This window comes from Clostridium sp. ZS2-4 (assembly GCF_026719745.1).
Classification (GTDB): Bacteria; Bacillota; Clostridia; order Clostridiales; family Clostridiaceae; genus Clostridium_H.
Genome location: NZ_JAPPRQ010000016.1, coordinates 25,366 through 36,272 on the forward strand (window position 1 = coordinate 25,366; position 10,907 = coordinate 36,272).

The 10,907-nt window shown below is 26.8% G+C and carries 12 protein-coding genes; 3 read left to right on the forward strand and 9 right to left on the reverse strand.

Annotation, left to right across the window (positions count from 1 at the left end; translation table 11 throughout):
• Positions 1-254: 254 nt before the first annotated feature.
• The 3 genes from OIO11_RS03640 to OIO11_RS03650 all read right to left on the reverse strand — a co-directional run bounded on the left by OIO11_RS03640 (position 255) and on the right by OIO11_RS03650 (position 3,212).
• A complete protein-coding gene (locus OIO11_RS03640) occupies positions 255-1,106 on the reverse strand; it encodes a pentapeptide repeat-containing protein (protein WP_268070007.1) in 852 nt (283 codons plus the stop codon).
• Positions 1,107-1,816: 710 nt separating this feature from the next.
• Positions 1,817-2,497: a VanZ family protein gene (locus OIO11_RS03645; protein WP_268070008.1), complete on the reverse strand. Its 681-nt coding sequence runs from the start codon at positions 2,495-2,497 to the stop codon at positions 1,817-1,819.
• 145 nt (positions 2,498-2,642) lie between these two features.
• Positions 2,643-3,212 (reverse strand): hypothetical protein, encoded by a 570-nt coding sequence (locus OIO11_RS03650; RefSeq protein ID WP_268070009.1) that lies wholly within the window; start codon positions 3,210-3,212, stop codon positions 2,643-2,645.
• A 192-nt stretch (positions 3,213-3,404) separates the two neighbouring features.
• Between OIO11_RS03650 and OIO11_RS03655 the strand changes: the two genes are divergently transcribed.
• Together OIO11_RS03655 and OIO11_RS03660 are read left to right on the forward strand one after the other, a co-directional pair.
• Positions 3,405-4,388 (forward strand): phosphodiester glycosidase family protein, encoded by a 984-nt coding sequence (locus OIO11_RS03655; protein WP_268070010.1) that lies wholly within the window; start codon positions 3,405-3,407, stop codon positions 4,386-4,388.
• A 15-nt stretch (positions 4,389-4,403) separates the two neighbouring features.
• Positions 4,404-5,501, forward strand: coding sequence for a hypothetical protein (locus OIO11_RS03660; RefSeq protein WP_268070011.1), 1,098 nt, complete (start codon positions 4,404-4,406; stop codon positions 5,499-5,501).
• Positions 5,502-5,616: 115 nt separating this feature from the next.
• Here the strand turns inward: OIO11_RS03660 and OIO11_RS03665 are convergent, their stop codons facing one another.
• From OIO11_RS03665 to OIO11_RS17115, 4 genes are all read right to left on the reverse strand, one after another.
• Complete coding sequence (locus OIO11_RS03665) at positions 5,617-5,937, reverse strand: hypothetical protein (protein ID WP_268070012.1); 321 nt, start codon at positions 5,935-5,937, stop codon at positions 5,617-5,619.
• 43 nt (positions 5,938-5,980) lie between these two features.
• Positions 5,981-6,148 carry a hypothetical protein gene (locus tag OIO11_RS03670; protein WP_268070013.1) on the reverse strand — a complete coding sequence of 56 codons (168 nt, stop codon included), beginning with the start codon at positions 6,146-6,148 and terminating at the stop codon, positions 5,981-5,983.
• A gap of 292 nt (positions 6,149-6,440) precedes the next feature.
• Positions 6,441-6,788, reverse strand: a complete 348-nt coding sequence (locus tag OIO11_RS17110; RefSeq protein WP_326497912.1) for a hypothetical protein — start codon at positions 6,786-6,788, stop codon at positions 6,441-6,443.
• Between the two features lie 39 nt (positions 6,789-6,827).
• Complete coding sequence (locus OIO11_RS17115; protein WP_326497913.1) at positions 6,828-7,397, reverse strand: Rpn family recombination-promoting nuclease/putative transposase; 570 nt, start codon at positions 7,395-7,397, stop codon at positions 6,828-6,830.
• Positions 7,398-7,774: 377 nt separating this feature from the next.
• On the opposite strand from OIO11_RS17115, the gene OIO11_RS03680 reads away from it, so the two are divergent.
• A complete protein-coding gene (locus tag OIO11_RS03680; protein ID WP_268070014.1) occupies positions 7,775-9,199 on the forward strand; it encodes a S41 family peptidase in 1,425 nt (474 codons plus the stop codon).
• 14 nt (positions 9,200-9,213) lie between these two features.
• Here OIO11_RS03680 and OIO11_RS03685 read toward each other — a convergent pair whose 3' ends face one another.
• Positions 9,214-9,726, reverse strand: a complete 513-nt coding sequence (locus tag OIO11_RS03685) for a hypothetical protein (RefSeq protein ID WP_268070015.1) — start codon at positions 9,724-9,726, stop codon at positions 9,214-9,216.
• Positions 9,727-9,791: 65 nt separating this feature from the next.
• Positions 9,792-10,367: a hypothetical protein gene (locus OIO11_RS03690; protein ID WP_268070016.1), complete on the reverse strand. Its 576-nt coding sequence runs from the start codon at positions 10,365-10,367 to the stop codon at positions 9,792-9,794.
• Positions 10,368-10,907: the final 540 nt, after the last annotated feature.

Here is a 10,907-nt window from a genome sequence, read left to right on the forward strand (position 1 = left end):
GTTAACAAAGTAGAATTTGATGAAGCTAGCAGCAAGGAAGTTTCAAAAGCAGCAAATGCTTACTTCATGTATTTTAAATATGATACTAATAAAAAATTATTAGTTAGCATAGATAAAGCTAGTGATAANCTAGCAAACATAATTTGGAGTAATTCCCTTTTAAGAAAACCAAAAATATATTAAGACATAAAAAAAACATCGTATAATTCAAAATTGAAAAATACGATGTTTCTTTATGTAAATTATACAGTTAGTTACTTTGACCAATAAGTTGGGTGAACCAGCATCATGGGTAGCTTTGTCTTTGAATCACCCTTAGCCGTGTTGATCTGGGCTTGGGTAAGAAAGATGCTATTTGTAAGATTAGCTCCACTAAGATCGGCATCCCTCAAATCAGCCCCGATGAGATCAGTCCCACGCAAATCGACTCCTCTAAGATTTGCAGCAATAAGGCATGCTCCTCTCAGGTCTGCACCTCTAAGATTGGTTTTTCTTAGGTCTTTCCCAAAATAATCTAATCGACGAGAGTTAGCGTTCTGATTTCTTGAAGAAATGTTTTTTCCACTGTGGGCTTTAGTACGTACTAGCTGGCTGGTATTTTTCAGCAGCGCATTAACCTTAGCTCTATGAGCCTGCGTATTCAGTGTTAATAGAGAATCAGCGTCAAGAAGAGTAAGACGTTCAGTATTGTTCAGCAATGAACTTATTTCCTCCTTGATACCCTTGTCCCTTTGCAAAATAAACGCTTCTGAAAGGTACCATAGCATTTCATGAAGCTGTCTCATAATCAGAAACGCCTCAAACATTTGTTTAGCAGATTCAGGAACTTGTCTCCAATCAAGTCCTCCATAAGTAACTTGTGCTACCTTTTGACCAGCACCAAAGCAGTCATAAGCAGTACAACCCTTAAGCCCCTTGTTTCTAAGATTTTTATGAATCGAGCAGGTAAAGTCTGATTGTAAGTTTATACAAGGCTTACCTGCATCTTTATCTGTTGGGAAACCTTCCGCAGCTGAAAAGTACAATGCTACACAGCATAGCCCAAAACATTTTTCGCAGTCAACTCTCAATTCTTTATTACGCTTATCTTCATGTGTATATATCATATTAATTTACCTCATACTAGAAAAATATAAATAATCTTACTTTTAAATTATATCATATACAGTGAGTGTTTCAACATCTCTATAACGCTTATAGGATAATTCTTGTAACTTCATATTGATAGATTATATCTTGTTGTAACGTGATGTTTTGCTGTTATGTCTTAGCTATTTTTTTAATATTAGCTTTTTATATCATCATTTAAGAATATTCCTAAGTTAATATTACAAAAATTAATTAATACATTTTCCTTTATGAATTATTCTTTTTAGCATGTCTAATCATTATACAATACTTTAGTTTATCCTATTCTTATTTCCTTTTTTTATTATAAAAACACCTAACAAAATAAGAGCGATACTAAAAATAAGACACAATGAAATCACAAAAAATATATTTGTATAGTTAAAATGTATTTTACCAATAGTTGTTATACCGTTTGGTTCTATAACTGTCCATTCTTTATTATTTAAAATAGCGTGTGCAAAATTGAAGCAAATATATCCAAATTGACAGATGCTATACATAATTATAATATAGCCTAATAAATACAATTTTTCTCTAATTATTCTAAGCATAGATAAACAATCCTTTCTAATTATTAATTTTATGTATAGAATTGAACATACTGAATTCGTAATACCCGCTAGTATGACTTGACTTTTTAATAGTAAAATTTGTGGCTATTATTTTTATTTCTATTATTTAACACTTAATTATTTTCAAAAAATTGATGTTGATAGCTTTCATCTGACTGTTGTTCTTTTGTCCTTTCTGCAAATATATTAATCATAAACTTAATATCATACTTATTTGATAAATAGAATATGCCTCTATATATTAAATATCCAATTATTACTCCTAAAACATTTAGTATTACATCATCAATGTCTACTGCTCTTACAAAAGCTCTTCCCGATAATATTTCTATAAGTTGTAGTAACTCTATACATATAGATACTATAAACCCTTGTATAATAACTCTTTTTATTCTAGTAAATTCTTCCCATATTATTGGCGATATTACTCCTAAAGGGAGTAATAATATTAAATTTCCCCCTACATTTCTTAATATTAGCCTTACTTGAAAAGCTACATCCCCTCCGTAATCAGTTCCAATCTTACCTATTTCTTCAACTACCTCTTTGAATGGTATTAAATTTATTGGCAATCTAAAATAATCACGACTATGTTTGAACCCTATACTTAGGGGAAATAAGGTAACTCCTAATAATAAAAAAACATACAATACAAAGATGAATTTTACCAATTCTCTAATCCAACTAATTTTTATATTCATTTTATATTTTTTAAATATACTTATTGCAAATACTACTAAATATATTGGAATTCCTATAACTAACATTAGTTCACCTTTTATGGAATACCCCATATTTCTCTTCCTTCTTTCAATTTTTTATTATATTTTTCTATCTCCTACCATTATGTTTTAATACATTATATCTTCTTACAACACACTTTCTTTAGAATGTGTCTCAATATCCAAAGATAATACTGATAATATGCATAACATATGGCTAAAAGTCATATTCAAAATACTCCTTAACAAAATTAGCCATAGGATGTCTATCATTTTCTTGTCCGATATAATCTAAATCAAAATCATAAAAATACAAATATGCTATACTTTTTTTCTCTTCAGATGTTCCAATCATACCAAAGGATTTTGGAAATTCTGTATTACTATTTGCATCTTCAGCCACAACTTTAAAAGTATAACTATTTATTGAAAACTCATATTCAGGGATGAAATATTTACTTTCGTCATAATCAGACTCCACTTTTTCTTCTAAAAAAGTATATTTTTCTGCTAATTTATCTTTTTCGCTCTGATATGTTTTATCATCATAGTTCACAATGAGAGCAACTGAATAAGATTCAAATAGAAATATTGTTTTATGAGTATATTTGTATGCTATATTCTCATATTTAGGTAAATCATCAAGCTTAGGCATAATGTCTTTGGCATTTGTATCAATTGTGGTGCCACTATTAAGATAATTTTCAATATTTGAACTTGACTTGCTACAGCCCGTAATACTAAGAACAAAAGCAATCAATATAATAATTAAATATTTTTTCTTCATTTTAAATCACTCCTATATGGTGTAGTACCCACTACACTGACTCAAAATATAAATCTAGTTAAATTCATTTTATTTGATGATTTTATTATATTCTATCATTATTTTTACATATGAGTAAAATAATATATTATATGTTATAATATATTTTATAAATTAACAACTCATAAATTATCAAATATAAAGGTGTGTATTATGAAAAAAAAGAAGCTAAAATCTAAAATATTCAAGTTTTTTTTACTTGAATTAATTTTCTGTAGTATAACTACTCCATTTACTGCATTTTATGGTCCTTTTAATAATGTAAGAGATACGTTAGTAGGAATGTCTATGACCACAATGAGCCATAGATGGATTGCCAAACTTTTTCTATCAGATAAAGAGATTCAAAATATATTAAGTGAAAATTCTGTTGAAACAGTATCTCAATCTAAAAAAGATATAGATAATATGACCATAAAATCTGATAATAAAAATAATATTGAAAGATATGTTTTAGAAGATACAGGATTCAAAGGGTACCTCCTTGTAATTAGCAATCCTAAAAAAGTAAAAGTAGGATATGCTGAAAAGTTAGGTGAAGTTGGACAAACTACTAGTGAAATAGCTAAAAGATTTAATGCTGTAGCAGCTGTAAATGGCGGTGCTTTTAAAGATAAGACTGCAAATGGTACTTTATATGCAGGTACTGGCGCTTTTCCACTAGGTATACTAATGTCTAATGGAAAAGTAATTAGAAGTACAGTTAAGAAAAATGAAGAAACAGAGATTATTGGTATAACTAAAAAGGGTATCTTACTTGTAGGTAAATATTCTTTAGAACAATTAGAAGACTTAAACTGTAGTGAAGCCTTGTCTTATGGTCCACCTTTAATTGTAAATGGTGAAAAAGTAAAAATAAAGGGTAACGGCGGATGGGGATCAGCTCCTAGAACTGCCATAGGACAGAGAAAAGATGGTAGTATTCTCTTATTAGTTATAGATGGTACAGTAGTTAAAAGGTTTGGAGTTTCTATGTCCGAACTACAAGATATTTTATATGATCAAGGTGCCTATACTGCTGCTAACTTAGATGGAGGATCATCCACTACTATGTATTTTCAAGGGAAAGTAATTAATAATCCTTGTGATAGTATAGGTGAACGTTGTATACCTTCAGCAATATATGTGGAACCTTAAATCGGAGGTAAATATATGAGACAAACTCAAAAATCAAATAAAAAGAAAAAACTTATTTATACCTTTAAGAAATTGTTTGCATTTATAACTTTGGGATTAATTTTGCAGTTTTCTGCTTTATATTATGTAAATAATTTCGTATTAGTAAAAAGAGATGTATCTAAAAATATGGTTTTAAAAAAAGTCATTAATACCGCTAGTAATAATAATAAAGATATACAAATAAATTTACCTCACAATATAGAAAATCTTCAAATTTCTTATGATAGTGACTACATTAGCTATTTGGAGGATGATAATTTGAAAATTATTGATACTGCCACTGGAGTTGAAAAAATAGTGGACATCTCTGAACCAGGGTATATATCTTGTTATAACTGGATACCCAATAGAAATAAACTCTATATAGCGCTTAAGCGAAAATTTAGGAAAAGTAGTAAATTTACTTTTTTCTCTTACAACGCTGATAACGATCAACTTGATCAAGTTAACGATATGGATGAAGCTGTAAAAATAACTTCAAATACAAAATGTGAAGTTGAAAGTATAAACTCATCACCTCTAACAGGTATTGTTTGCTTAAATCTTAAAAATTCAACCTCTCATAACTCTTTATATAAAATAGATAGAATGAATAATATATATGAATTAGACATAGATAGTACTAATATTAGCGATATTTCATTGTTGTTAAATAATGATGCTATTGTTTATGAAACATTACCTAATAATAGAATTTACATTTTAAACAAAAAAAATACTAAGAGAGTAAAGATTAAAAACTCTGAAAAATTAACACTAATAGATACGGATAAAAATGATGTTATTTACTTAGGAGAATTAATAGATGATAAAATATCTACCATATATTATAGAAAATTTGATGATTATGATGCAGATTGGACTGAACTAAAATTACCTTATGAAGTAAATAAAAAAGATCTTTATTTAATAGATAAAGATACAATATATGTTAATGATTCTTTGAAAGGTACTTTAACAGAAATAAATAGCAACAAACAAACTACATATAATGGTAAATTACTTGGTATATACAATTCAAAAATAGTATGTAATGTTGATTCAAAACTTTTAAAAATTAATTTGAAATAATTATTCATAAAATTATTATAATTGTTTTGGGAAAATGGTTGGAACTTTATGTTATTCTACCATTTTTTCTATTTGAAAATATTTTTAAAAAGCCTACCACTAAACTCCGAAATACTTAAGCTCCAAAAACAAGTGTTCCAACACCCCAATATATCCATGGTAGAAAAAATAATATACAGTTGCTTATAATCCCTACTTTGATAATTTTATTGTAATTTTTTTGAAGCGCTGCAACAGCAAAAATAATACCTATTGGACTTATGAAAGGAGTAAGTAATAAAGGCATTCCCTCTAATTTTTGAAAGGGTGTTATTTGAAAAAGCCAATTTAATATAAGTAATATTTGAAATACAGCTATGCTAAGTGGTAACACACTTATAACTTTCCAAACCTTTGATTGTGCTTGTTCACCGTTTTGCTCAGTTGATACTTTCATGTTTTTCACCTTTCTTTATTAATATTAAATTCCATTTGCTCTGCTATTCTTTTTCACTTATATCTTTACTATTTTTATCTATATAAATATCAAGTGCTTTTATTCCTCTGTGAGCAAGTTTAACAAATAGTACAAACCCATATATACCAGCACCTAAGAATACAAGATATATCAATATAATAATTATTGAAAATCCAGCATCAAATCCCATCGTAAATACCTCCTATTGATTTGTAATTAATATAAATAATACCACTTTAATATAAAAATAACAAACTCACTTATAAATAATAATAAGCATAAGTAAAGGGATTCTACATTTAAAATTTAATGCAAAATCCCTTTACTTTGAATACACAAATTTATTTAATTTTTTATTTTACTTTGATTATTATTCACTGACAACCTTCTTTGTCTATAAACACTTAATATAATTCCAACCGATATCATATTAAGCAAACTTCTACATCAGCAAGAGTTTTTTGTTTATTGGTTTATAATCATCAATGCATTTTTGATTTAGCTTCTTTAATTTCTTCTTCCGTTAATCCTGTTATATTTTTTATAAATTCTATGTCTGAACCAGCTTTAATTAACTTTTTTAATATTTCCATTCTTTCTTGTAATACCCCTTTTTCTATACCTTCTTCAACACTTTTTTTTCTTACATCATCAATTACTCTTTCTAAATTATATACCATAGATTCTACCTCCCATTGATTTGTCTTTTCTAATATATCTTCTATTTCCTGTTGCATATCCTTTGGTAGTCTTGGTTTTATTATTCCTTTTAACCACTGTCTAAATATATCATACTGTTCTGGTTTTATTTTTTTAAGTATAAATATCATTTTTCTTAGTCTTTTTATTAGTTCTTTATCATCTATTCTTTAATCTATCAAAAATACTGATGATACTAAATTTGCTATATCAAATAATTCTTCTTGTCTATATCTATTTACATCTAAAAATATATAATTAAAATCTAAAATATTTTCTTCGAATAATTCATATCCACTTAATATTTCTTTAAAACTTGTACACGCTGTCCATTTATTTTTTCCATTATATAATACTATGGGTATAATGGCTGGTAGCTTAAAATTCTTTCTTTTTCTTTTATTCTTATCAGTATTTTTCAGTACATCTCTCCATATTTCTGCCATATAAAATAACAGTCTTATCGGCATCTGAAAATCCACTTTTGATTGAAATTCTAGTAACACATAAAATATTACTTCTTCTCCATTTACATTAACTTTATATAATATATCTGATTCCTCTTCTTCAAAATCTGAAAGTACATAAGATTTATCAACTAGAATTAAATCTTCTTCTTTTATTAGTTTTGCCCATTCTTTTTTAGTAAAACTTCTTAAAAATTCTAAAAAAGTACCTTTATGCGAAAATATATGTTTATATCCTACATCATGCTCATGATGTACTTTATTGTTTTTCATTTTATCACGTCCTAGCTTTATTATTTCAATTATATCATATACATTTATTTTCTATAACAAGCATCTTTAATAAATTTAACTAACCTCTTTTTTAACGTAATAAATCCAACAAAACTTTTAACTGTTCTGCCAGATTTATGGTTATAGTTTCTTTTATTATCTATCCTTTAACGTTTAACATTCTTCAAATGGAGTATAACAATTCACTACCTTTCCATAATTTATTTCAAATTCAATGAATTATTTACCTGAAAATAAAAGTATCATAAGTATATGAATACAGTATAATCATCATTGCACCGCATAAAATCATATAATATAATGTAATTTATGGGTATTATTACATATAACATAAATATATTTTAAGGAGGAAAGTTATGAAAAAGTTATTAAAAATATTTTTCAGTGCTTTTTTAATTTTTAATCAGTGTTTCTTCGGAGCTGCTTATGCAAAGGAAAATGTTGAAAAAGAACCAATTTACTCAAAACAGCAGATTAAAGAGGATATTGACTTTATGCTGAAAACTATGGAAAATGTACATCCTAATTTATATTTTGCAGCTTCTAAGGAAAACATAAAAAAAGAAATAGACAAAGAACTGAACAGCATAAATAAACCTTTAACTGCAATAGAGGTTTATAGAAAATTTGCACCTATTGTAAGTGAATTTGAAGATGGACATACATGGCTTACAGAACCACAAGATTACATGGAAAAAGTTTATAATTCAGATAAAATGCTATTTATATCTTTAACAATACGAGATGGCAAAATGTATATAAAAGATACATTTAAAAAAGAATACGATAAATATAAAGATTGGGAAATTATTTCAATAAACGATAAACAAACTTCAGATATATATAGTCAGATTTCAAAATATATAAGCTGCCCTACTAAATCATTTAAAGAAGCTGCTATGCAAAGAAGATTTACAGACTATTATCATATAGATAATGAGTTGAAGAATGAATATACTTTAATTATTAGAAAAGATAATAAAGAGCAAACCATAAAGCTTAAAGGTATAGGCATGGAAGAGATAAAAAAAATCAATGCTAAAAAAGAAGACTATGTAGATTACAGCTATAAAAAGCTAAATGATAATACAGGTCTTATTACTTTCAATACATTCAGAGATTTTGATAAGTTTAAGAAATTTTTAGATGAAACCTTTGAAAAGATAAACAAGGACCATATAAGTAATCTTATAATAGATTTAAGAAACAATGGTGGCGGAAATTCTCAATTAGGAGATTTATTAATAGAATACATTTATGATGGGAACTATAAACAAGCTGATAGAATGGATATAAAAATAAGCAATGAAATATTAGAATATTATAAAGATAATTTGAAAAAACAAGGTATGGGTGAAGAAGAAATCAAAAAAGTTATAGGTGAGTTTTACCCTAAATATCTTGGAAAAGTATACACAAGCAAAGGTCCAGCTTCAAGACATTTTACTGATAAACCTAAGTTTAAAGGGGATTCTTATTTCTTAACAAGTAGATATACCTTCTCAAGTGCTGTTATGCTTGCTTCTACTGTAAAAGATTATAATATAGGTTACTTAATAGGTGCGGAAACAGGAGGACTTCCAACAGAATATGGTGATATATATTGGTTTAGACTTCCTAACACAAAATTGGCAATAGCAGTATCTCATAAATATTTTGTAAGACCTAATGGACTTGATACAAAACGAGGAGTAATTCCCGATTATAATATTAATGATTTAGAAAATAAGGATGCTTTGGATATAGCTCTAGAAATAATAAAAAATAAAGCTTATAAATAAAAATACTTATATACTTATCTTTCTTCATATATATCATAACTTCCATCATAAATTTTACTAGGTATATTTGATTTTCTCATTAAGAATATATTTACTGGTTCATAAAAATCAATTTGTGTATGATGAAATCCATGAGGAACAACCTTTGCTATTACTTTTTGATTTTGCTCATAAATAATATGCTCTGGTTCATAAAAGAACGCAAGAATAAACAAGCCCTCTACGCAACATATAGTTACAATAATTGCCGTAACAATTGAGGATATTATTTTCAAGGCATTTTTTATAATAGAATCTTTAATTTTTGAATATTCTTTTGAACATAAAAATATATTAATGGAAACTATAATTGTAATAATAAAAGATAAGACATTAATCATATATAAAATATCTATCCACCCTCTGAATAGTAAATCCAACTTTGCTACTATGGTGTTTCCTATTTTATAGGATATTATTATAATTATATTTATTAATACTATATAGACACTATTTTTATTAACTCTCTTTTTTAATATATGATTCACTATACAACCCTTCTTCCATTAAATAAGTATTAAAATTATATGTAGTGATCATTGATATTTTCTAACTAACTTATATGTATCTTTTTCCTAATCTTTTCAATAGTTTTTTCTGGTTCTAGTGTTTGTAACAATACCTTTATGCTATTACCAGAAAAACTTATTGCTTTATTTAATTCTTTGTAAAATATTCTGTTAAATACTGAGCTTTTAATTTTTAAAAGTGATATCTTAATATTCTTTATCTCTGTTTCTTTAATTAAAAACCTTTCACTCTGAAGATTGTCTCTAAAAGGTTTAAACTCTATTGTTTTTTCATCAATATGCAAGGCACCAAATGTTGGTCCATTAAACTTTTTCAAATTGCAAATAATCACTAATTCATTATCATGTTTTGAGATTTTATTATAAGATGTTTGAATTGCTTTTTCTGTTTCTTTTTGCAGAAAATCTGGATATGTAAAAAATGCCACAAGGCTTATTATACTTATAATTACTATACTAATTATAAGTTCTTCTTTTCCCTTTGTTAAATACGCACTAATAATAGAAATCAATGTAATAATTAGAAATTGCTTAATACGTAAACTCTTAAAATAATTTTTAACAAAAAGCTTAATGTTTTCTTTCTCCACAATGTCCATTATTTATATCCCCCCAACTATATATAATTATTATATTTGTTAATACATAAGTTCTTCATACATTGCAACATCACTCTTGAGCAAATATAGATATCCCCGACCATACTCCTACCTAAAACCATTTAGCAATATAGCTCACCTATACTTATAACAAATTTAATATATAAAATTATACCATATAAAGAATTATATTCACAAAATGTCATGTAGTTTCCAACAGGTCAACTATTGCAGAACTTACTTTCATCTTATACGTATATATTACTTTTAAGTAATTATATACATGGAGTCATTCGTTTGCTACAAATAAAAAAGAGCTGCACCTTCATTTAGTGCTAACTCTTATGTATCAATAATTTTATTTATTTTTGAGAATATAGTATTCTATATGAAAGTTTACATTCAGTTATTACTGTAGTGGTATACTAAAGTTGTAACACCTCAGTCGAATAAATGATATAATTTATTTCAGAAAAGAGGTTACGACAATGAAAAAACGAAGATACGAATCAGAATTTAAAAATAAGATTATACGCCTTC

What these genes read in the sequence shown, in the direction of transcription:
- OIO11_RS03690 (WP_268070016.1), bottom strand. Translation starts at nt 10,367, where the DNA reads ATGGACATTGTGGAGAAAGAAAACATTAAGCTTTTTGTTAAAAATTAT.
- OIO11_RS03650 (WP_268070009.1), bottom strand. Translation starts at nt 3,212, where the DNA reads ATGAAGAAAAAATATTTAATTATTATATTGATTGCTTTTGTTCTTAGT.
- OIO11_RS03680 (WP_268070014.1), top strand. Translation starts at nt 7,775, where the DNA reads ATGAAAAAGTTATTAAAAATATTTTTCAGTGCTTTTTTAATTTTTAAT.
- OIO11_RS03640 (WP_268070007.1), bottom strand. Translation starts at nt 1,106, where the DNA reads ATGATATATACACATGAAGATAAGCGTAATAAAGAATTGAGAGTTGAC.
- OIO11_RS17110 (WP_326497912.1), bottom strand. Translation starts at nt 6,788, where the DNA reads ATGATATTTATACTTAAAAAAATAAAACCAGAACAGTATGATATATTT.
- OIO11_RS03660 (WP_268070011.1), top strand. Translation starts at nt 4,404, where the DNA reads ATGAGACAAACTCAAAAATCAAATAAAAAGAAAAAACTTATTTATACC.
- OIO11_RS03670 (WP_268070013.1), bottom strand. Translation starts at nt 6,148, where the DNA reads ATGGGATTTGATGCTGGATTTTCAATAATTATTATATTGATATATCTT.
- OIO11_RS17115 (WP_326497913.1), bottom strand. Translation starts at nt 7,397, where the DNA reads ATGAAAAACAATAAAGTACATCATGAGCATGATGTAGGATATAAACAT.
- OIO11_RS03645 (WP_268070008.1), bottom strand. Translation starts at nt 2,497, where the DNA reads ATGGGGTATTCCATAAAAGGTGAACTAATGTTAGTTATAGGAATTCCA.
- OIO11_RS03655 (WP_268070010.1), top strand. Translation starts at nt 3,405, where the DNA reads ATGAAAAAAAAGAAGCTAAAATCTAAAATATTCAAGTTTTTTTTACTT.
- OIO11_RS03665 (WP_268070012.1), bottom strand. Translation starts at nt 5,937, where the DNA reads ATGAAAGTATCAACTGAGCAAAACGGTGAACAAGCACAATCAAAGGTT.